The organism is Polynucleobacter sp. MG-Unter2-18, assembly GCF_018687675.1.
Taxonomy (GTDB): Bacteria; Pseudomonadota; Gammaproteobacteria; order Burkholderiales; family Burkholderiaceae; genus Polynucleobacter.
Genome location: NZ_CP061302.1, coordinates 1,452,766 through 1,474,255, shown reverse-complemented (window position 1 = coordinate 1,474,255; position 21,490 = coordinate 1,452,766). Strand labels below are relative to the sequence as shown.

Here is a 21,490-nt window from a genome sequence, read left to right as displayed (position 1 = left end):
GATTGGCAACTTATTTCTTGATTGCTCTCTTGGGCCTAAAAGCTTTCACGATGGTCTCATCGGTCTCGATATAAGGGCCACCGATCAGGTCGATGCAGTAGGGGACTGCAGCAAAGATACCCGGAGCAACTGATTTACCCTCGGCATCCTTTAAACCTTCAAGGGTTTCTTTGATGGATTTGGGTTGACCTGGCAGGTTGATGACTAGGGCAGTGTGCCCCTCAATTTCTCGAAGAACGGCAGTTTGACGAGACAAAATAGCAGTCGGTACAAAGCGCAGGCTAATTTGGCGCATTTGCTCGCCAAATCCGGGCATTTCCCGGGTTCCAGCATCAATTGTGGCCTCAGGGGTGACATCTCTGCGAGAAGGTCCTGTACCGCCTGTAGTGAGGACTAAATCGCAACCAAGATCATCGGTAAGCTCCACGATCGTTTCGGTAATCACCTCCCGCTCATCCGCAATGAGGCGTTCATGAAAGACGCAGGGGGTACTGATGGCCGTTTGTAGCCACAATTGGAGGGCAGGGATGCCCTCATCGGTATAAATGCCCTTGCTCGCTCTATCGGAGATCGAAATTAAGCCAATTTTGATTTCGTTAGGGGAGGATCTTTTCCAAGCTTCGGTATGCTTCATGTTTCTATTCTAGCTATTATTAGGGCATGTTTACACACTCATCAAATCAGTTTCAAGAAATCATCGATTTCATGCTCACAGAAGCCAAGAGACGGGGCGCTTCGGATGCTGTTGCCGAGGTTTCTGAAGGCCAAGGTCTCTCGGTTACCGTTCGCAAAGGCGAGGTCGAGACGATTGAGCAAAGCTTAGACAAGCAGGTTGGCGTAACAGTTTTTTTAGGCCATCGTCGAGGCAATGCCAGTACTAGTGATTTCTCCAGGGATTCTTTAAAGGCGACCGTCGAGGCTGCGTACCATATTGCCCAACATACAGCCGAAGATCTGTGCGCTGGTCCCGCTGAAAAAGAGCTGCTCGAAAAACATCCACTGGATCTAGATTTATTTCATCCGTGGGATTTAGATTCAGCAACAGCAATCGATATTGCGCGTACTGCAGAAGGCGCTGCCTTTGCTGTCAGTAAGCAAATTCAAAATAGCGACGGTGCTTCGGTATCTGCGCATCATGCGCACTTTATGATGGGAACTAGTCATGGGTTTATGGGTGGCTACCCATTCTCACGCCACTATATTTCTTGTGCACCTATCGCAAATGAGGGCGGTAAAAAGTCACTGATGCAGCGTGATGATTGGTATTCCAGCTCGCGTATTCCGGGGGAGTTGGCCGATCCGGCTGCCATTGGTAAATACGCAGCAGAGCGTGCACTTTCACGTCTGAAGGCAAGATCGCTCAGTACTCGCCGTTGCCCAGTCATTTTCGAAGCCCCCTTGGCTGCTGGCCTATTGGGCGGATTAGTGCAAGCGGTGTCTGGCGGCGCTCTATATCGTCGTTCTAGTTTTCTATTGGATAGTTTAGGTAAACAAGTATTACCAAAGCATGTCAGCCTTTTTGAAAACCCTCACCTCAAGGCAATGACAGGAAGCGTCCCTTTTGATGAAGAAGGTGTGAAGACTTCGGCGAGAACCGTGGTTGATAAAGGGATTTTGCAAGGTTATTTCTTATCCACTTATTCCGCCAGAAAACTCGGAATGAAGACCACAGGTAATGCGGGAGGTTCACATCATCTGACATTGCAGAGTCGCAAGACGCCAAAGGGAGGACTACCAGCGCTGTTAGAGGCGATGGGTACGGGTCTACTAGTTACCGAGCTTATGGGGCAGGGCGTGAACTACGTTACTGGTGATTACTCTCGTGGTGCCTTTGGTTACTGGGTAGAAAATGGCGAGATTCAATATCCGGTTGAGGGTATTACGATTGCTAGTAACCTGCGAGATATGTTGATGGATATTCAGATGATCGGTAGTGACACGCTGATTCGGGGTACCAAAGAAACAGGTTCCATCCTAATTGGGTCAATGACTATTGGTGGTAAGTAAAGTAAATCAACATCATAAAAATATAGAGAACATTAATAAGAAAAAACTATTTTGGAGGAGAAGACAATGCAAAGACGTTCCTTTTTAAAGAAAGCCACTATCGGCGCAGGCGCAGCAGCACTGGCGGCGCCATCGATGGCACAGAGTTTGCCAACGCTCAATTGGCGTTTGGTATCTAGCTTTCCTAAATCTTTAGATACTTTATTTGGTACCCCGGAAGTATTTGCTAGCGCTTTGCGCAAAGCAACAGATGGTAAGTTCAATGTCAAAGTATTTGCTGCTGGTGAAGTAGTTCCAGCGCTACAGGTATTAGATGCTGTTCAAAACGGTACAGTAGAGTGTGGCCATACCGCTAGCTATTACTACCTAGGCAAGAACAGCGCATTTATTTTCGATACGGCAGCACCTTTTGGTATGACAGCACGCCAGCAAACTGCTTGGATGTTGCATGGCAATGGCATGAAGCTGATGCGTGAGCTCTACGCCAGCTACAACATTGTTAATTTCTTGGGTGGACAAACTGGTACCCAGATGGGCGGTTGGTTTCGTAAGGAAATTAAAACTCCAGAAGATCTCAAGGGACTCAAATTCCGTATCGCTGGTTTTGCGGGACAAGTGCTTGCGAAGTTAGGTGTGGTGCCACAACAGTTGCCTGCTGGTGAAATTTACTCAGCACTAGAAAAAGGTACGATTGATGCCGCTGAATTTGTTGGACCCTATGATGATGAGAAGTTAGGTTTGGCTAAGGTGGCTAAAAACTATTACTACCCTGCATTTTGGGAGGGCGCGGCTGGACTTTCATTCTTAGTGAATAAGAAGCAGTGGGATTCACTGCCACCCTCATACCAAGCGGCATGGGAAGCGGCGTGCTTTGAAGCACATGTGGATATGTGCGCTAAGTACGATGCCTTAAATCCACCAGCACTACAGCGCTTAGTCCAAGGCGGTGCTGTATTGCGTAAGTTCAATACCACTGTAATGGATGCCTGTTTTAAGGCAAGCCAAGAAACCTATGCAGAAGAGTCCGCCAAGAATCCCCAATTCAAAAAAATCTTCGAAGACTATCGTGTGTTTAGAAACATGGAAGCTCAGTGGTTCAATGTTGCCGAGCAAGCGTTCTCCCAATACAGTTTTGCTAAGAAGCTGTAAATTCTGGGCTCTGGGAGCGGGATTCCCCAAATAAAGAAAGCCACCCCAAGGTGGCTTTTCTTATCAGGAGAGATGTAAAAATCTTCACTGCTTCTTAAACACCTGTTTTCCATTAACCCAGGTTTCATTGACTTCAATATCTCGTATTTTGTAGGCATCTACTTTCATTGGATTCTGATTAACGATAGCAAAGTCAGCGTATTTTCCCTCTTGAATCGATCCAATCTTGTCATCCATTTTCAGCTGATAAGCGGCATCAATCGTGACGGCTTTTAGGGCATTGTTGATGGAAATCTTCTGACTAGGATTTAGTACCTTTTGGGGTGAGACTTGCCATAAGCGAGCAGCACCTTCGGAGGCGTACTTGAGTGGATGAATCGGTGAGACTGGGGAGTCGCTATGGTATGCAAAACGCATACCCCTTTTAATCAAGCTGGCACTGGGGTCAATTCGATCTGCTCTTTCGGCTCCCAAGAGGTGGTCATGAAATGCCTCACCCCAATAGTCGGTATGCCCAATGGTAAAGCCGGGAACAACCCCAAGCTTTGCTGCTTTATCAATCTGCGCTTCAGTTGGGACGGTAAAGTGCTCAATCCTTAATCTGGTTTTAGCATCGGCTGGTTTTGTAACTAACTTCGCAAAAACATTCAACGTCTGCTCAATTGACCTATCGCCATTTGAGTGAACAGAGATTTGCCAGCCTTCATCAAATCTAGGTTTTGCAAGATCGTACAGTTCTTGCTCAGTGAAGTTGAGGGTACCTGTATTGCTTGTGCCAGCTGGGTAGTCATACGGCCTACTCATGGCACCTGTCAAACCTTGGTTGGAGCCATCTGCCACAATTTTGACGCCGATTAATTTAAAGGTGTCGTCACCTTGCCCTGGTTTATAGCTCTTATTCGTAGTTGGGTATGCATTTGAATACATATAACCCCTGACTCGCACTGGCAGCTTGCCGCTATGGGTCATTGCATTGAACAGGGCATATTCTTTATCAACGCCAAGATAGCCGCCGACTGTGATTTCTGCTGAAGTGGTGACGCCCTTACTAACTAGTGTTTGGCCAACTTTAGCAACAGCTTGTTCAACCATCTCTTGAGTTGGTGGCGGCATCTTATCAAGGAACAGATAAAAAGCAGGCGCTTCATAAACTACACCAGTTAAGCGCCCCTTGCTATCTTTAAGTAACCTACCGCCCTTGGGATCTGGGCTGGAATCAGTTAACCCTGCCATTTCTAGCGCCTTATGATTCACGTAAGCAATATGCATACTTTGATTCATCACAAAGATGGGCTTAGTTGTCGATACCTTGTCCAAGATGTCTGCAGTTAACTCAGACATAAATGGCTCTGTTCTAGATGGGTCAACGCCAAAGGCATTAATCCATTCGCCATCTTTAAAGTTTTTACTATAGGCAGTTAGCTTTGCTACCAAGCTATCTAAGGTGTCATGGGGCATCGTGAAATTGGAGAGATTGAGAAAAATCTCCTCTGAAAATGCCGTTCCCATAATATGTACATGTGGCTCAACTAAACCAGGCATTAAAGTCTGACCATTCAAGTTAATCAGCTTCGTACCTTGCCCTTGTAAAGTCTTGAGCTTAGTCAGAGAGCCAACCTGAATGATTTTTCCATCCTTTACTGCGACAGCCTCTGCAGTGGCTTGTGATTTATTCATGGTGACTATGTCACCACCATAAAAAATAGCGTCCGCATCGCCTTTCGCAAAAACAAAAGCGCATTGGGCCATCAATAGGGCGGAAACTAACTTTGATGAAAATTTCATAGGTACTTCCTTTTTAAAAAATCTTTATAAAGCTTAATGGTGGAGAGGCAGTATCTTTATTTGCGCTCAAGCGTAATAAAATTAAATGTAATTTCACCCTCAGAGGCTGGAGTGCGTTCCACTTCTTTCCATTCGGATTGATTGGGTACCTCAAAGAAAGTATCCCCACCGTCCACATCGATATCAATTTCAGTAATGAAAAGGCGATCTGCTTTGGAGAAGGCTTGAGTAAAGAGCTGCTCTCCACCAATTACAAAGACCCGGGGGAATTCATTCAAGGTTGAGAGTGCTTCATCAAGGGAGTTGACCACTTCCGCACCAGCCAACTTGAGATCAGCATTGCGACTCACCACAATATTGCGACGTCCCGGAAGAGGGCGACCAATGGACTCCCAAGTCTTGCGACCCATGATGACGGGGTGACCCATCGTTACCTTTTTGAAGAACTGCAGATCAGCAGAAATCTTCCAAGGCATTTGATTATCTTTGCCAATCACGTAATTACGTGAGCGGGCAACAATCATGGAGATGGCAGGGTTTTTAGCTACGGTCATGAGGATCTAATTTCTTAAACAGCTACAGGGGCCTTAATGGCAGGATGGGATTCATAGCCGGCGATTTCAAAATCTTCGAATTCGTAATCAAAGATAGAGTCAGGCTTACGCAAAATATTGAGCTTAGGTAGCGGGAAGAAGTCTCTCGAGAGTTGAAGATCAACTTGTTCTAAATGATTGCTATAAAGATGACAGTCACCGCCAGTCCACACAAAGTCACCAACTTCTAAATTGCACTGCTGCGCCATCATGTGGGTCAGTAGGGCATAACTGGCAATATTAAAGGGTACACCCAAGAAGATATCCGCACTCCGTTGATAGAGTTGGCAAGATAGCTTGCCATCAGCAACGTAAAACTGAAAGAAAGCGTGGCAAGGCGCCAAAGCCATGCGAGGAATATCAGCCACATTCCAAGCAGAAACAATAATGCGACGAGAGTCTGGATTCTTTTTAAGGGTTTCTACAACTTCAGCGATCTGGTCAATATGCTCACCATTCGGTGCTGGCCATGAGCGCCACTGATAGCCGTAAATCGGGCCAAGGTCACCATTTGGTGCTGCCCATTCATTCCAAATGGAAACACCACGCTCTTTAAGCCAGTTGTTATCCGTGCTGCCTTTGAGAAACCAGAGTAATTCCAGAATAATGGACTTCAGATGCAACTTCTTCGTTGTCACCATCGGAAAGCCTTCAGCTAGATTAAAGCGCATCTGATGGCCAAAGATGGAGATCGTGCCGGTACCGGTTCTATCGGATTTTTGGACGCCCTTTTCAAGGACTTCCTTCATGAGATTGTGATATTGACGCATAGGTTTATTTAGTCAAATAATTCGGTGATATTAAGAGCTTACTCGAATGTCGATGGGCTGACACCAAGCGCTTTATGAAGCTTTGGAGAGGTGGTGGTGTACTGGAGTTGAATCTGCTTTTCAGGGGCTAGGTAAGCTGCTGCTGCAAACGCCGCCATGGCTGCTTCATGAAAGCCTGACAAGATCAGTTTTTTCTTGCCTGGGTAAATATTGATATCCCCCACAGCATATATGCCCGGAGTACTAGTCTGAAAGCAGGCGGTATCTACGGTAATTTGCTTGCGATCGATGTCTAGACCCCAGTCAGCTATTGGCCCTAATTTAGGAGAAAGGCCATAAAACAATAAGAGCACATCTAAGGCAATACTTTGAACTTCGCCATCGATATTGGTGACGGCAATTTCCGTGAGCTTGTCATTGGAAGACTGAAGACCTGTAATTTGCCCAATGATGAGTTGCATCTTACCGGCAGCACAAAGGGCGCGCATCTTGGTAACAGATTGAGGTGCTGCTTTAAATTCATCTCGGCGATGTATAAGTGTCACGCTTGCCGCTTGATCTACAAAATGCAATGCCCAATCTAGTGCAGAATCTCCGCCACCACAAATCACCATGCGCTTACCTTTAAATTGCTCAGGATTTCTGACGCGATAGAAAACTTGTTTATCGACAAAAGCCTCGATACCATCCAGATTGAGGGTGCGTGGTTGAAATGCACCAACGCCAGCGGCAACAAAAATAGCTTTACTCAAAAATTGCTGATCTTGGGATGTATGAATCAGAAAGCGGCCATCAGCCTGTTTCTCAAGAGTGGAGACCTCTTGATTTAAATGAAACTGTGGTTTGAATGGCTCAATTTGTTTAAGAAGATTGCTAACTAACTCACGACCTGTGCAAACCGGAATTGCTGGAATGTCATAGATCGGTTTATCTGGATAGAGCTCGATACATTGACCTCCCACTTCAGGTAGTGAGTCAATCACATGCGCTTTAATTTCTAGGAGACCAAGCTCAAAGACTTGGAAGAGTCCCACCGGACCGGCGCCAATAATGACTGCATCGGTTTCAATGGGGGGGTGCAATTTACTTTACCAGCTGATCTATTTTATTTTTAACTTCTTTCCACTCATCCGCGTCTGGAAGGGCTGCTTTGGATTTGGTGATAGATGTCCATCCTGGAGAAAGATCTGCATTCAATTTGATGAAAGACTGCTGATCTCCTGGCACATCATCTTCAGCATAAATCGCATTGACTGGGCACTCTGGTACGCAGACAGCGCAATCGATACATTCATCTGGATCGATCACTAAAAAGTTAGGACCTTCGCGAAAACAATCGACTGGGCAGACATCAACGCAATCAGTGTATTTGCAGCGGATACAGGCTTCGGTAACAACGTAAGTCATGATGGTTTTTAGGTAAGGGTCCGGGTGAATGGACTGCCAAGTTATAAAAGCTCATTTTAGCCGAATCAGCTTATTTTTCAGGCAAAAGCCTCAATTTACTTGAGGTAAAGTCATGTTATGAACACTCCAACAAACACCTCCAAAAGTATCTCAAAACCCAAAATTTTGGTCGCAAGGGCCATTTTTCCTGAGGCGCTAGCCAAATTAGAGGAGTTCTATGAGGTTCGCTCCAACCAGTCCGACAAAATATTGACCCCAGAAGAGTTGCAAAAAGCGCTTTCGGAAGTGCAGGGTGCCCTAGTGGCAGGAAGCGAGCGGATTGACACTTCCGCTTTAGCTCAAGCCAAAGATTTAAAGGTGGTAGCCAATATCTCTGTTGGCTATAACAACTTTGACGTCCCGGCCATGACTGCTGCAGCTGTCATGGCCACAAATACCCCTGACGTTCTTACGGATACAACGGCTGATTTTGGATTTGCTTTATTAATGGCAACCGCCAGGCGCATTACAGAATCCGAGCATTGGGTACGAGCGGGCAAGTGGGATCAATGGTCAATTGTGAACAACCCATTGGGTATGGACTTGTATCACAGCACAGTTGGCATTATTGGTATGGGCCGTATTGGCCAAGGCATTGCAAAACGTGCTTTAGGTTTTGGTATGAAAGTGATTTATCACAATCGCAGTCGCTTATCCCCTGAAGATGAAAAATCTTGCGGTGCTACCTATGTTTCTAAAGAGGAATTATTGCGAAACGCTGACCATGTAGTGTTGGTGCTACCTTACACAGCTCAAAATCATCATACGATTGGCGCCCCAGAAATTGCGATGATGAAACCTACTGCAACCCTGATTAATATTGCCCGTGGCGGTATTGTGGATGATGCGGCTTTAGCAAAAGCATTACAAAGTGGCAAGATCTTTGCGGCAGGATTGGATGTTTTTGAAGGCGAGCCTCAAGTGCATCCAGAGTTGCTCAAGTGCAGCAATATTGTGTTGGCTCCGCACATTGCTAGTGCTACAGAAAAAACGCGTAGAGCGATGGTGGATCTCGCAGTGGAGAATTTGCGAGCGGCGCTTGATGGAAAAAAACCACCAAGCTTAATTAATACTGAAGTATTTAAAGCCTAGCTAAAAACTTAATCTGCTTCAATTTCTTCTGGGAGCTCGCGAAGAGCAAGTTCAATTCCACCAAATTTACCTGCAACCCAGTTGTAGACCTTGCAGGCAATCCATAGCAAAGCAAAGCCCAGCAATGCGTTGAGGATTAATGCAGAGAGGACGGTAAATCCAGGAATGGCTCCGTCACGAATAAAGGCTACAAATAAGGCGAGCAACACGATTGGTACGGAGAAGCAGAGATAAACCAAAACCAGGGTTTTGGCGGTATGCATTGGGTCTACGAAGGCAATTTCTTTTTTGGTGAGTTTCATGAGGTGCAATCTTAAAGCAGTCCGTCGAAAAGCGCCACATCTACCCAGTCACCAGCTGCTACATTTCCTTGGTTGTGAGGCAGAATGACAAAGCAATTTGCCTCACTCATCGAGCGCAAAATTCCAGCACCTTGGCTACCGGTTAGTTTGACTGTTGGCTTTCCGTCTGGGCCGCGGCCCACAATGGCACGTTGAAATTCTGTCCGACCCGGTTTTTTCCGGATCGGTGCCTCGGCAATAGCTTGAGTCATTAGCTGCTCAGTCTGACTTGCGCCATTCAGTTGCAACAAAGCCGAGCGAACAAATTGATAGAAGGTCACCATCACTGCAACGGGATTGCCGGGCAGACCAAAGAAGAGGGTTTTGCGGCTTGACCCATTCACTGGCTTGAGCATCCCAAAGGCCATAGGGCGACCTGGGCGCATAGCGATTTTCCAAAAGCCTACATCGCCTAACTCTTGCATGATTTGCTTAGTAAAGTCTGCTTCACCAACAGAGACTCCGCCAGATGAAATCAGGACATCTGCTTTTGAAGCGGCAGCTATAAAAGCAGCCTTAAGTGAGGAGGGATCATCGCAGACAATCCCACAATCAATGATCTCTATATTAAGTCGATTGAGTAGACCTGTCAGGCTGTAGCGGTTGCTGTCATAAATGCTACCCACATCAAGAGGTTGTCCAAGAGGACGCAACTCATCTCCAGAGGAAAGAATAGCTACCTTGAGCTTGCGATGCACCTTCAGACTAGCAATGCCTAAGGATGCAGCTAGACCAAGGTCCGACGGTCTCAATAGGCGACCAGAAATAATAGCGGCCTTACCACTTTGTAAATCTTCGCCACGTAAGCGGCGATTTTCCCCACGCTTCACTTGATTTTGTTTAAAACTGACGGTTGACTCACTTGCAGATTCTGTAAATTCTTGAGGAATGACGGTATCGCAGCCATTGGGCATGAGCGCGCCAGTCGTGATCTTGAGGCATTCACCTTTGTCAACAAGACCCCCATAAGGTTTGCCAGCAAAGGCCGTGCCAATAATCTTCAGGCTGACTATCGCCTCACTATTTCCTAAGCAATCGCCATTAAAGGCAAAGCCATCCATGGCAGAGTTATCAGCAGCAGGGACATCAATCGGGGAAAGCAAATCTTCCGCCAAAATGCGATTAATCGCTTGATCCAAAGTGACCAACTCAATATCACTCGCATTGTTCAGCTTGCGAGACTCTAAAAGTAATTCATTGACTAGGTCTGAGATAGCCTTGCGTGCTTCATCTACATGGAGTGAGGCAGTCAAAAGAATAGGGCTGTTTGGAGAGTGCTTGATTGGATCGGTCATGACGATACTTTTTCTAAGGCGGCTAATTCTTCTAGTGTGTTCACATTAGCAAATGCTTGCGGGTTTTCAAACACTACAGTGCCAGAACGTAACTCTTTAAACCAGCGATCAATTTTCAAATCCCCTTTGCTTAAAAAGGCATCCAAGGAATCTTGTAAATCACTTTTCATTAAACAGAAAACTGGTTGCGACCAAATCTTGCCGCCCTCTTCTTTTGAGGAGGCGAAGACGAGCTCCAAATCATTATCTTTAAGTTCGGCTGCCATTTTTTGGGCAAGGTCAGTTGGCAACAAAGGAGAGTCGCAAGGCGATGTCAGCAAATAAGGCGTTTTGCAATGCTTCAGTCCAACTGAGAATCCGGCCAATGGACCAGAAAAATCTGGAGTTTCATCCATGAGAACGGGATAGCCATAGTGAGAATACTTCGTAATACTACGGTTAGCATTAATCAGAATGGTGCTGACTTGAGGCTTGAGTCGACTGATAGCAGATTCAATGAGAGGCTTGCCATGAAAAGGAATTAAGCCCTTATCAATGCCACCCATTCGTTGGGCGCGGCCCCCTGCCAAAATGAGTCCAGTGATATGTTCTGAGGTAATCATTAGCCGCCGATGTAAGACATCTCTACTTTTCGAGTGTTTACTGCTGCTGTATTTGATCCTCGAATTTCTGAGTAATGATCATTGCGCCCCGACCACGTAGACATAATGGCGTTAGCAATTTCTAAATCACTTCTACTAGAACGCAAGAGCGTTTTGAAATCAAAACCTTCATTTGCGAATAAGCAGAGATAGAGCTGACCATCCGTAGAGATGCGAGCACGCGTGCATTCGTGACAAAAAGTTTGTGTGACGCTAGAAATAAAACCAATTTCACCGGAGCCATCAACATAGCGCCAGCGCTGAGCCACTTCACCAGGGTAATTAGCCTCAATTGGTTCTATCGGAAAAACGGCATGAATGCGATTGGCGACTTCTTGCGATGGGAGCACCTGAGACATATCCCAGCCGTTAGAGCTGCCTACATCCATGAATTCAATAAAGCGCAGTGTCACACCGCTGCCTTTGAAGTGCTTGGCCATAGCAATAATCTCTTGGTCGTTTGTACCCTTCTTGACCACCATATTCACTTTGAGATTAGTGAAGCCTACTTCTTGAGCTGCAGCAATTCCATCGAGTACATCCGTAACTGGAAAGTCGACATCATTCATTTTTTTGAAGATGTCATCATTCAAACCATCAAGGCTAATAGTGAGGCGATGCAAGCCTGCCGCTTTTAATGCAACTGCCTTCTTGCGCAAAATACTGCCATTAGTAGTTAAGGTGAGATCAAGTGGTTGATCTGCTGCAGTGCGAATCTTGGCTAACATCTCAATTAGTACTTCGAGATTTTTGCGCAGCAAAGGTTCACCACCAGTAAGGCGAATTTTTTCTACACCCAGTGATGCAAAGATAGTTGTTAAACGAGTGATCTCTTCAAAGCTGAGCAATTCATTATGAGAGAGATAGGGATAGTCTTTGTCGAAGATTTCCTTAGGCATGCAATAAGTGCAGCGGAAATTACAGCGATCAGTGACCGAGATGCGTAAATCTCGTAGCGGGCGTCCGCGAGTATCTTTGGTTGAGGTACTTGCAGCCAGGAGCTGTCCTGGTATGGACGGCGTAAGGCCTTTACCTTCATCTAAACGTATGGGGATTACTTTTTCAACCATGCGTAATTATGGCTGTGAAACCGTGTTTCTGCCAAACTGCCAAATATCTTTGTGGGATAAATAGCAGTCTGGAGAAATCAGATTAAACCGTTTTTTCTTGGCCGCCGGTTTCAACTAAAACCATCGGACCATTTTGCAAACTAACAGGTGCTTTTGGAGCTCTACCTGTTGGCAAAATTTCTGGTTCGGCTTTAATTTGCGATTGTGCTTCTTGGTGCTTGCCAGAATCTGTTGCTACCCAGACCATTCCGGCAGACTGAACTACGCTATGCAATGGAGTCTCTTCAAGTGCCTGGAAGGCAACCTTAGGCAGTTCAGGCATTGGCTTTGCGATCACTTCAATTACTGGTGCTGGCTTAGCTAGCGCCTGTGGGGCGGGTGCTGCAGCAGTGTTATCAGTGCGATTGCTTTGACGTGGTGCACGTTGCTCTCTCGGCTCTCTTGGCGCGCGTGGTGCACGTTCTTTTACTTCGTTAGAGCTTGCAGATGCAATCGTATTCCCAAAGCTTTGGGCAATATTCTGAATCGGCATTGAAGCAGATGCTCCCGCCATTCCTACTGGTGGGCCTGAGAATGAAGTTGCTACTGCAACAACAGAGGCAATTGCTGCATCACCAGTGGACTCAGTGCGCTCGCCACGTTGACCACGACCACGACCACGACGGTTACGACCACGACCACGACGCTCTTCCCCATCTGCACTAGGAGACGCATCGGTTCCAGGAGCGGCTTCAGTAGCTGGAGTTACCGCAGCTTGATTTTCTGGTTTTGGATTGTTCTGGTTACGGTTATTGCGATTGCGACCATCTTGACGACCTCTACCTGAACCTGCCTCGCGTGGTGCATTTGCACCTTCAGCGCTTACTGCACCTTCAACGGGACGCTCAGCGCGATCGTTACGCTCGCCACGACGACCGCGATTGCGATTATTGCCATTGCGATTGTTTTGGTTGCGACCACGTGGTGCGCTAGGAGCAGGCTGTGCTTCTGGTTTGGGTGTTGAAGAGAATAGGTTCTTAATGAATCCGAAGAATCCACCGGTGCTAGCAGTTTCTGCTGCTGCTTTTTCAGTACGTGCAGGACGCGGTTGGCTTACTGGCGCTGGTGCATTTGGCGTAATACCTTTGACAGCAGCTTCCGGGCGAACTTTAAGGTCTGCATCTTTGCGACTGACAGCAGTATCCGTTTCGAGTTCACGCGCAGCTTCTTCAGCCATCACGTAGCTGGCCTTTTGATCGTCAAGACGTGGATCATCATGACGTAAACGTTCAAGCTTGTAATGTGGTGTTTCTAAATGCTTGTTTGGAACCATCAAGACGTTTACTTTGAAGCGTGACTCGATCTTGATGACTTCAGCGCGCTTCTCATTCAGCAAGAACGCAGCCACTTCGACCGGAACTTGCGTATGAATAGCGGCAGTATTTTCTTTCATTGCTTCTTCTTGGATGATGCGCAAGACTTGCAAAGCAGAAGATTCAGTGTCGCGGATATGGCCTGTACCATTACAACGTGGGCAGGTTACATGGCTACCTTCAGAGAGAGCAGGGCGTAAACGCTGACGGGACATTTCCATTAAACCAAACTTGGAAATCTTGCCCATCTGAACGCGAGCACGGTCATGACGCAGAGCGTCGCGTAAGCGATTCTCCACATCCTTCTGCGCCTTGCTTGATTCCATATCAATGAAGTCGATCACGATCAAACCACCCAAGTCACGTAAACGTGCTTGACGAGCGATTTCATCGGCAGCTTCTAAGTTGGTACGGGTTGCAGTCTCTTCAATATCAGAGCCACGAGTTGCACGTGCGGAGTTGACGTCTACTGAAACCAAGGCTTCAGTATGGTCAATCACAATCGCGCCGCCTGAAGGCAATGGCACGGTACGTGAGTACGCAGTTTCAATCTGATGCTCAATTTGGAAGCGAGAGAACAATGGAACATCGTCCTGGTAACGCTTCACTCTAGGCAAGTTATCCGGCATCACTACCGACATAAATGCCGCAGCTTGTTCATAGATGTCATCGGTATCGATGAGAATCTCGCCAATATCGGGCTGGAAGTAATCGCGAATCGCACGAATCACTAAGCTTGATTCGAGGTAAATTAATAGTGGCGCTGAATTGCCTTTAGCGGCTTCATCAATTGCTGTCCACAACTGCATGAGATAGCTTAAATCCCATTGCAATTCAGTAGCGTCGCGGCCAATGCCGGCTGTACGAGCAATGATGCTCATGCCATCGGGTACTTCTAATTGAGACATCGCCTCACGGAGTTCTTGACGGTCTTCGCCTTCAATACGACGAGAAACACCACCTCCGCGTGGGTTGTTTGGCATTAATACTAAATAGCGACCTGCTAAGGAAACGAAAGAGGTCAGGGCGGCGCCTTTTTGGCCACGCTCTTCTTTTTCTACCTGAACAATAATTTCTTGGCCTTCACGTAAGGCATCTTTGATAGAGGCATTACGGACATCAACACCCTCTTTAAAGTAGGTGCGCGCCACTTCTTTAAATGGCAAAAAGCCATGGCGTTCTTCGCCGTAATTTACAAAGCAAGCTTCGAGCGAAGGCTCAATGCGAGTAATAACACCTTTGTAAATATTGCCTTTACGTTGTTCACGACCGGCAGCTTCGATATCGATATCGATGAGTTTTTGACCATCGACGATGGCAACCCGCAACTCTTCTTGTTGAGTTGCATTAAATAACATGCGTTTCATAACACTCTCCTATTGGGAGTGCGTCGCTGCGCGCTGCGTTAGGGACAAGTTAGATACCGCTTGGGGCAGAGCCCATTGGCGGCTTTGGAGTGTGGATCAAACTAATCCAGGCATTTACTGCCTGGTACACCAGGTTCAATGTTGTTAAACCGGTGCCACACTTGACGATCGCCGCAGAGACCTCCTTTAGGTCATCAATGCAGGCGCGCGCCTGAAAACTGTCTTCTAATCGCGGGTCGCGGCATACGGCACACCAACCCTGCGCCTCATTACAACGGGGGAGGGGCAACCCCGGGAGTCTATTAAGGGCGACTCCAAGCTCCACGATTCAAACCTAAACCAGGTCATTCTCGGGCCAATAAATTGGCTAGAGCGTTGATTATACGGCACAAGTTGAACGACAATGGGGTATTGTTAAGTCCCTTGTCGACCCTCGTCGGGGTGGCAAGAGAGATAAATCATGAAATCCGAACCCATTTCCAAGCCCTTGCAGGTCAAAACCAGTGCTCCAGCTGCCGTTCATTTTCAGACCATTGGTCCGGAAGAGGCTGGTCAGCGGCTGGATAACTACCTTCTGCGTTGGGCAAAAGGGGTCCCAAAAAGCCACGTTTATCGGATTATTCGCTCTGGCGAGGTCCGGGTAAATAAGAAAAGGGCTGAACCAACTACGCGTCTGATCGAGGGGGATGTGGTTAGAGTCCCGCCTGTTCGTATTGCCGAACCCGCCCAAATGGCAGCAGTCAATACCGCCCAAACCAAGTCTCGGGCGCAGGGGTATTCCGACAAAATGCCGATTTTGTTTGAAGATGAGGTTCTATTAATAGTAAATAAACCCGCAGGTTTGGCAGTTCATGGGGGTTCAGGAATTGCGCTTGGCGTCATTGAAACCCTGCGTATTACCCGCCCTGAGCTCAAATTCTTAGAATTGGTTCACCGTTTGGATCGAGACACATCAGGCGTGTTGCTCTTAGCTAAAAAGCGCAGCGCTTTGGTAGAACTGCATCGCCAGATTCGCGAAGGGCAAACCGACAAACGCTACTACTTATTAGCCCATGGGGAAATTGATCAGGGCGCAGGCACGATGCAACTGAAGTTTGCATTACACAAATACCTATTAGCCAATGGCGAGCGTCGCGTTCGTGTTGACCCAGATGGTCTACCAAGTCATACCGCTTTGCGGGTCACGAAAGTGATGAAACGTGGGGAGGTGGCGATCACTCTAGCTGAGGCCCAGCTCAAAACTGGGCGTACTCATCAAATCCGCGTACACCTTCAAAAATTAGGGCACTCGATTTTGGGTGACGATAAATACGGCTTTGAAGATCAAGACAAGGTTCTGAAATCCAAACGCCTGTATTTGCATGCCCACTTAGCAGGCTTTACTCATCCCCGTACTGGCGAGAAAATGCGTATCGAATCACCATTACCTTCTGAATTTGCAGCAATGATGAAAACTTTTGAAGCGCCCACTCATGTCTGAAGAACAAAAACCCGATAGACGCTACGACCTCATCGTCTGGGATTGGGATGGAACTATTATGGATTCCACGCCGACAATCGTGGACTGTATTCAGCAAGCTTGCCGTGATTTGGGTTTTAAAGAGCCTGACGATACTTTGGCTAGCTCGGTTATCGGTTTAGGTATTCAGGATTCACTGAGAAGAGCGGTGCCTTGGATTGAGCCGGCGCATTTCCCTAAGTTAACGGAGCGCTTTCGTTATCACTACCTGGCTAAAGATCACGAGCTCGATTTATTCCCGGGTATTCGTGAATTACTACACAGCTTACGTGAGGATGGTTATCTCTTAGGTGTTGCTACTGGTAAATCTCGCGTTGGATTAGATCGATCTTTAAAACATCATCAGCTAGAGCAGATGTTCCATGAAACTCGTACTGCAGATGAATCTTTCTCCAAACCCCACCCTGGAATGCTCTTAGAGCTTTCAGATGTGATGCAAGTACCGATGCGCCGCATGCTGATGATTGGGGACACAACCCATGATTTAGATATGGCAGCTAATGCAGGAGTAGATGCAGTAGCGGTAACGTATGGCGCGCATCCTCCGAGCGCTTTAAAAGAAGCGCCCTCACTAACGCATGTAGACGATGTCTCGCAGTTGGCAACTTGGCTCAGTCAGAATCTCACTGTTAAAAACTAGTTAGTAAAAAGGATTAAAAAGGATTAAAAAGATGGATCAAAATCAATCTGAGAACGCGAATCAAAATTGGGAGCGCCAAGCGCTTGAGCATTTACTACTAGAGAATTTAAAAGAGACTCGCAAGGCACGTCGTTGGAAAGCGGTATTTCGTATCCTCACTCTTCTTGTCTTTGTTGGCGTAATACTGGCGGTATTTGATTTTCATCTGCCAGGGCGCGGCATGGGAACGGAGAAGCACACGGCCTTAGTTACGCTAGAAGGAGAGATTTCCTCGAGCTCGATGGCCAATGCTTTGGATATCAATTCATCACTGACTGCCGCATTTGAAAACGAAAATAGTGCGGGCGTGGTCTTGCGCATCAATAGTCCCGGTGGTTCTCCGGTTCAGGCCGGCATGATCAATGATGAGATTCATCGCTTACGCAAACTCTATCCAAGCAAGCCGTTTTATGTCGTAGTGGAAGATATCTGCGCTTCAGGCGGCTATTACGTTGCGGTTGCTGGTGATCAAATTTTGGTGGATAAGGCCAGCTTAGTGGGTTCTATTGGTGTGATCATGGAGGGCTTTGGTTTTACTGGTCTGATGGATAAGCTAGGCGTGACTCGTCGCATGATTACCGCTGGGTCTAATAAGGGCATGATGGATCCGTTCTCCAAAGAAAATCCCCAGCAAGTCGAAATGATTAAAACCATGATTGATGAGATTCACCAGCAATTTATTGCGGTAGTGAAAGCAGGTCGTGGCGATCGCTTAAAAGAAACTTCAGATATGTTTTCAGGCCGAGTTTGGAATGGCGAGCAAGCCATCAAAAATGGTTTAGTTGATGGCTATGGAACAGTAGAAACTGTAGCGCGTGATACTTTTAAGGCGCCAGATATTCTGGACTACACCATGAAAGAGAATTTCGCAGAACGCGTTGCTAAACGTTTCGGTGCCGAAGTGGGTGCCGCAGCAGGTAAGGCCTTAGTCAAGACACCTGATCTAAAGTAAAAAACGATAGATCAATACAGTAACAAACAAAACACTTAGGCCAGCAATAGAAATACTGCTGGCCTATTTTGTAATGAGGCGCAGGCTGCTTCGTTTGGAAAGCGCTTACGCCAGTCAGTAATCGAGAGCGTAGTAATGGTTTCACTTGGCAGACTGAGATCCATTCCAATACAAAGCATCGATTGCGGAGATAGCGTATTAAGACAAGCCATCAGCATTGCAGTATTGCGATACGGTGTTTCAATCCAAATTTGCGTCTGCTGTAATTTCCTTGATTCCACTTCCAGTTGTTTCAGTCGTGCGATACGGTCCTGCGCATCATGCGGAACATATCCTTGAAATGCAAAGCGTTGACCATTTAAACCGCTGGCCATCAGGCCCAGCAAAATAGAGCTTGGACCAACCAAGGGCTTCACTTTGGCGCCCAGCTTATGCGCTGCCAGTACAAGCTCTGCACCGGGGTCTGCAACTCCGGGAACACCAGCCTCTGACATCAGACCCATGTCTTTTCCAGCAATGAGGGGCTTGAGTAAATCCATGGGTTTGACAGCATCACCATACTTGGCATTGCGTGCAACACCACGCCACTCGCTCATCTGCATTTCTTGAATAGTGCAAGCTAAGGGTGAAACACTGTCGACCGCTTTTAAAAAAGCACGGGCAGTTTTTGCATCCTCCACAATCCAGTGAACGAGCTTGGCAGTTTGGCTAATAGTTTCGCTTGGTAAAACCCAAGGTAATTGCTCTATACGTGCATCGTCACCCAGGGTATTGGGAATCAAAAAGAGGGTGCCTAGCGTTGAACTCATTTTTTAATTCTGTTTCATTCAGTTAATTGATGTTTTGTTTGGAATGAGAAAGCCAGCTTCACGCAAGAGGCCGCTCAATGCAATTAAGGGTAGACCTATCAATGCGGTGGGATCATCGCTCTTGATGGATTCCAGGAGTGAAATTCCTAAGCCTTCAGACTTGGCACTTCCAGCGCAGTCGTAAGGTTCTTCGGCATGGAGATATGCCTCTAGAACATCATCAGCAAGTTTGCGAAAGGTAACTTCCGTAGGAACATTGATGGTTGTTTCCTCACTGCCATGCATGAGGCATAGCGCTGTTTGAAAAGTCACAGTAGCTCCTCGCATGAGTTGCAGTTGTGCCATGGCGCGCTCAAAGTTTCCAGGCTTACCAATGGCAGCTCCACACAGGTCGGCCACTTGATCTGAACCAATGACCCAAGCCGCAGGGTGATCTTTCGCAACTGCAGCAGCTTTTGCTTTGGCTAAGCGCAAAGCTAAGGCCAGAGTGTTTTCACCCGGGAGAGGAGTTTCATCCACCTTTGGTGAGATCACATCAAAAGGGATGCGCAGGCGCTCTAAGAGCTCGAGACGATAGACCGAGGTGGATGCCAGAATTAGTTTTTTTGCAGAATTACTCATCACTACTTGTACTTTCGCTAAAGCCTTCATTTAGACTGATGTCATGAATCGTAATCAAGTTTTACCTCAAGTTGAGTTATCCAATGATCCCAAGGCCCTGAGCCGGATTGATTTTTGCGCCCCTCAGTCCTATCAAGGCGCTGGATTTCTGGAGATTTCAGCCCTGCCCAGGGTGGCTGAAGAGGCTTCTAGCATTGAGCCAGGGGATGGATTTGATTGGGAGGTAAAGACCCATTTTGGGAATTCTCCAGGCTCTGAGCCCCAGCAAATTCTGGAATTGGCCGTAAAAGGCCGTATCCATCTGGTTTGTCAGGGCTGTTTGCAGGATTTCGGTCTAGATTTGACTCAAGATAGTCGGTTTGTTCTGGTAGCCACTGAGGAGGAGGCGGATGCCTTCCCAATGGAGGATGATCAGCTTGAGCCATTGGTAGCAATTCAGCACTTTGACCTCCTAGGGCTAATTGAGGATGAGATCCTCCTGTCCATGCCTTTAATTCCAAAGCATCCAGAGGGCGCATGCCAGCCGCATGCCTCCTCATTTGGTGAGGCGGGTGAAGCGCAAGATGCCTCTGAAAAGCCCCAAAATCCCTTTAACATATTGAAAAATATGAAGAAAAACTAATTTAGTCCCACCCGCTTAGAGCGGGTTTTCAGATCCGCTTTATCAATTTATCAAGCATTTAGCTCAATTTACATGCTAGAATGTCGCCTTGCTTAGGAGTTCAATATGGCCGTCCAACAGAATAAAAAATCCCCATCCAAACGTGGCATGCACCGTGCGCACGACTTTTTGACCGCACCTGCTACGGCTGTTGAAGCCACAACTGGTGAGGCGCATTTACGCCACCACATTTCACCAAACGGTTACTACCGTGGTCGTAAAGTGGTTAAAACCAAAAACGACTAATTTCTTAGTCTAAAAGATAGAAGCGGCTCCAATAAAAGCCGCTTTTTTCTTTGAAAAAAACCACTTGCAGCAATACTTGATTTTATGAGTGTCACACTTGCTATCGATGCCATGGGCGGAGATCATGGGCCAGTTGTTACCGTCCCTGCTTGTTGTGATTTTCTAGAGAAACATGCTGATGTGAAGATTGCCTTGGTTGGCAATCCGGAAATCCTCAAGCAAGCCTTGAGTCAATTTCCAAAGGCGCCAATGGAGCGCATTCAAATTATTTCCGCTAGTGAAGTCGTCTTGATGGATGACCCCATTGAGGTGGCGTTGCGTCGTAAAAAAGATTCATCCATGCGAGTTGCCATCGAGCAAGTTAAAGAAGGCCTGGCTGACGCAATCATTTCCTCTGGCAATACTGGCGCTTTAATGGCCATCTCCCGCTACATTCTCAAAACCTTAGATGGCGTTGACCGTCCTGCGATTGCTACTGCGATTCCCAATGAAAAAGGGCGCGGCACCACCATGTTGGATCTTGGTGCTAATGCAGATTGTGAGCCTATGCATTTGGTGCAATTTGCTCAAATGGCTAACGTAATGGTTCAAGTGGTCGATGGCATACAAAATCCTTCCATCGGTCTTTTAAATATTGGTGAAGAAGTGATTAAAGGTAATGAGGTAGTGAAGCAGACTAGCGAGCTACTACGTCAAACCAACCTTAACTTTTATGGCAACGTAGAAGGTAATGATATTTTTAAGGGTACTACCGATATCGTGGTGTGCGACGGTTTTGTTGGCAACGTTGTTCTTAAGGCAAGCGAAGGCTTGGCAAAGATGATGAGTGGCTTAATTAAACAAGAATTCAATCGTTCATGGCTGACTAAGCTCATGGCCATCTGTGCCATGGTGCCTTTATTGCGTGTTCGCAAGCGTGTGGATCATCGTCGCTATAACGGGGCAGTATTATTAGGTTTACGCGGTTGCGTAATTAAGAGTCACGGTTCAGCAGATCGCTTTGCATTTGGTTTTGCGCTCGAGCGCGCACATGAAGCAGCAAAAAATCGCATGGTGGAGCGTATCGCTCAAGCTTTTGCGGCGGAGACAAAATAA

Annotated in this window: 23 protein-coding genes; 9 read left to right on the top strand and 14 right to left on the bottom strand. The window is 46.9% G+C overall.

The features are described from left to right. Nucleotides 1-10: 10 nt before the first annotated feature. Complete coding sequence (gene mog / locus C2759_RS07720) at nucleotides 11-634, bottom strand: molybdopterin adenylyltransferase (protein WP_215354344.1); 624 nt, start codon at nucleotides 632-634, stop codon at nucleotides 11-13. 26 nt (nucleotides 635-660) lie between these two features. Between mog and pmbA the strand changes: the two genes are divergently transcribed. Both pmbA and C2759_RS07710 read left to right on the top strand, forming a co-directional pair. Further along, nucleotides 661-2,007: a metalloprotease PmbA gene (gene pmbA, locus C2759_RS07715; RefSeq protein ID WP_215354342.1), complete on the top strand. Its 1,347-nt coding sequence runs from the start codon at nucleotides 661-663 to the stop codon at nucleotides 2,005-2,007. Nucleotides 2,008-2,073: 66 nt separating this feature from the next. Next, entirely contained in the window at nucleotides 2,074-3,156 is a 1,083-nt protein-coding gene (locus C2759_RS07710; RefSeq protein WP_215354340.1) for a TRAP transporter substrate-binding protein, read from the top strand. 84 nt (nucleotides 3,157-3,240) lie between these two features. On the opposite strand, the gene C2759_RS07705 is transcribed toward C2759_RS07710, so the two are convergent. Genes C2759_RS07705 through fdxA form a run of 5 tightly spaced genes read right to left on the bottom strand, consistent with a single transcriptional unit; the run spans nucleotide 3,241 to nucleotide 7,711 of the window. Next, nucleotides 3,241-4,941 (bottom strand): amidohydrolase, encoded by a 1,701-nt coding sequence (locus C2759_RS07705; RefSeq protein ID WP_215354338.1) that lies wholly within the window; start codon nucleotides 4,939-4,941, stop codon nucleotides 3,241-3,243. 56 nt (nucleotides 4,942-4,997) lie between these two features. After that, nucleotides 4,998-5,495 (bottom strand): dihydrofolate reductase, encoded by a 498-nt coding sequence (locus C2759_RS07700; protein ID WP_215354336.1) that lies wholly within the window; start codon nucleotides 5,493-5,495, stop codon nucleotides 4,998-5,000. 14 nt (nucleotides 5,496-5,509) lie between these two features. Beyond that, nucleotides 5,510-6,304 (bottom strand): thymidylate synthase, encoded by a 795-nt coding sequence (locus tag C2759_RS07695; RefSeq protein ID WP_215354334.1) that lies wholly within the window; start codon nucleotides 6,302-6,304, stop codon nucleotides 5,510-5,512. A 38-nt stretch (nucleotides 6,305-6,342) separates the two neighbouring features. Next, nucleotides 6,343-7,386: an NAD(P)/FAD-dependent oxidoreductase gene (locus C2759_RS07690; protein ID WP_215354332.1), complete on the bottom strand. Its 1,044-nt coding sequence runs from the start codon at nucleotides 7,384-7,386 to the stop codon at nucleotides 6,343-6,345. Between the two features lies 1 nt (nucleotide 7,387). Continuing rightward, nucleotides 7,388-7,711 (bottom strand): ferredoxin FdxA, encoded by a 324-nt coding sequence (fdxA, locus tag C2759_RS07685; RefSeq protein ID WP_046330580.1) that lies wholly within the window; start codon nucleotides 7,709-7,711, stop codon nucleotides 7,388-7,390. 117 nt (nucleotides 7,712-7,828) lie between these two features. Between fdxA and C2759_RS07680 the strand changes: the two genes are divergently transcribed. After that, complete coding sequence (locus C2759_RS07680; RefSeq protein WP_215354331.1) at nucleotides 7,829-8,842, top strand: D-glycerate dehydrogenase; 1,014 nt, start codon at nucleotides 7,829-7,831, stop codon at nucleotides 8,840-8,842. Nucleotides 8,843-8,850: 8 nt separating this feature from the next. On the opposite strand, the gene C2759_RS07675 is transcribed toward C2759_RS07680, so the two are convergent. The 6 genes from C2759_RS07675 to C2759_RS07650 form a co-directional block, all read right to left on the bottom strand. After that, nucleotides 8,851-9,144, bottom strand: coding sequence for a hypothetical protein (locus C2759_RS07675; RefSeq protein WP_015421612.1), 294 nt, complete (start codon nucleotides 9,142-9,144; stop codon nucleotides 8,851-8,853). A gap of 11 nt (nucleotides 9,145-9,155) precedes the next feature. Further along, on the bottom strand, nucleotides 9,156-10,478 hold the full coding sequence (gene glp / locus C2759_RS07670) for a gephyrin-like molybdotransferase Glp (RefSeq protein WP_215354330.1): 1,323 nt from the start codon (nucleotides 10,476-10,478) through the stop codon (nucleotides 9,156-9,158). Further along, nucleotides 10,475-11,080, bottom strand: a complete 606-nt coding sequence (gene mobA / locus C2759_RS07665; RefSeq protein WP_215354329.1) for a molybdenum cofactor guanylyltransferase MobA — start codon at nucleotides 11,078-11,080, stop codon at nucleotides 10,475-10,477. Before mobA ends, glp begins: the two co-directional genes overlap by 4 nt. Then, nucleotides 11,080-12,189, bottom strand: a complete 1,110-nt coding sequence (gene moaA / locus C2759_RS07660; RefSeq protein ID WP_215354328.1) for a GTP 3',8-cyclase MoaA — start codon at nucleotides 12,187-12,189, stop codon at nucleotides 11,080-11,082. Before moaA ends, mobA begins: the two co-directional genes overlap by 1 nt. Nucleotides 12,190-12,271: 82 nt before the next feature. Continuing rightward, nucleotides 12,272-14,908: an Rne/Rng family ribonuclease gene (locus C2759_RS07655; protein WP_215354327.1), complete on the bottom strand. Its 2,637-nt coding sequence runs from the start codon at nucleotides 14,906-14,908 to the stop codon at nucleotides 12,272-12,274. Between the two features lie 49 nt (nucleotides 14,909-14,957). After that, nucleotides 14,958-15,233: a hypothetical protein gene (locus C2759_RS07650; protein ID WP_215354326.1), complete on the bottom strand. Its 276-nt coding sequence runs from the start codon at nucleotides 15,231-15,233 to the stop codon at nucleotides 14,958-14,960. 135 nt (nucleotides 15,234-15,368) lie between these two features. On the opposite strand from C2759_RS07650, the gene C2759_RS07645 reads away from it, so the two are divergent. The 3 genes from C2759_RS07645 to sppA are packed head-to-tail and all read left to right on the top strand — an operon-like array spanning nucleotide 15,369 to nucleotide 18,058. Further along, the gene (locus C2759_RS07645; protein ID WP_215354325.1) at nucleotides 15,369-16,388 is read left to right on the top strand and encodes an RluA family pseudouridine synthase; all 1,020 of its coding nucleotides are present in this window, start codon (nucleotides 15,369-15,371) and stop codon (nucleotides 16,386-16,388) included. Next, nucleotides 16,381-17,067, top strand: a complete 687-nt coding sequence (locus C2759_RS07640; protein WP_215354324.1) for an HAD-IIIA family hydrolase — start codon at nucleotides 16,381-16,383, stop codon at nucleotides 17,065-17,067. The genes C2759_RS07645 and C2759_RS07640 overlap by 8 nt, the downstream gene beginning before the upstream one ends. A 31-nt stretch (nucleotides 17,068-17,098) precedes the next feature. Further along, entirely contained in the window at nucleotides 17,099-18,058 is a 960-nt protein-coding gene (gene sppA / locus C2759_RS07635; RefSeq protein WP_215354322.1) for a signal peptide peptidase SppA, read from the top strand. A 35-nt stretch (nucleotides 18,059-18,093) separates the two neighbouring features. Here sppA and C2759_RS07630 read toward each other — a convergent pair whose 3' ends face one another. Both C2759_RS07630 and C2759_RS07625 read right to left on the bottom strand, forming a co-directional pair. Continuing rightward, a complete protein-coding gene (locus C2759_RS07630) occupies nucleotides 18,094-18,867 on the bottom strand; it encodes an SAM-dependent methyltransferase (protein ID WP_215354320.1) in 774 nt (257 codons plus the stop codon). 18 nt (nucleotides 18,868-18,885) lie between these two features. Then, the gene (locus tag C2759_RS07625) at nucleotides 18,886-19,518 is read right to left on the bottom strand and encodes a Maf family nucleotide pyrophosphatase (RefSeq protein ID WP_371816900.1); all 633 of its coding nucleotides are present in this window, start codon (nucleotides 19,516-19,518) and stop codon (nucleotides 18,886-18,888) included. Nucleotides 19,519-19,531: 13 nt separating this feature from the next. Between C2759_RS07625 and C2759_RS07620 the strand changes: the two genes are divergently transcribed. The 3 genes from C2759_RS07620 to plsX all read left to right on the top strand — a co-directional run bounded on the left by C2759_RS07620 (nucleotide 19,532) and on the right by plsX (nucleotide 21,490). Then, complete coding sequence (locus C2759_RS07620; protein ID WP_215354319.1) at nucleotides 19,532-20,110, top strand: YceD family protein; 579 nt, start codon at nucleotides 19,532-19,534, stop codon at nucleotides 20,108-20,110. A 105-nt stretch (nucleotides 20,111-20,215) separates the two neighbouring features. Then, nucleotides 20,216-20,395 carry a 50S ribosomal protein L32 gene (rpmF, locus tag C2759_RS07615; RefSeq protein WP_011902241.1) on the top strand — a complete coding sequence of 60 codons (180 nt, stop codon included), beginning with the start codon at nucleotides 20,216-20,218 and terminating at the stop codon, nucleotides 20,393-20,395. A gap of 84 nt (nucleotides 20,396-20,479) precedes the next feature. Continuing rightward, on the top strand, nucleotides 20,480-21,490 hold the full coding sequence (gene plsX / locus C2759_RS07610; RefSeq protein ID WP_215354318.1) for a phosphate acyltransferase PlsX: 1,011 nt from the start codon (nucleotides 20,480-20,482) through the stop codon (nucleotides 21,488-21,490).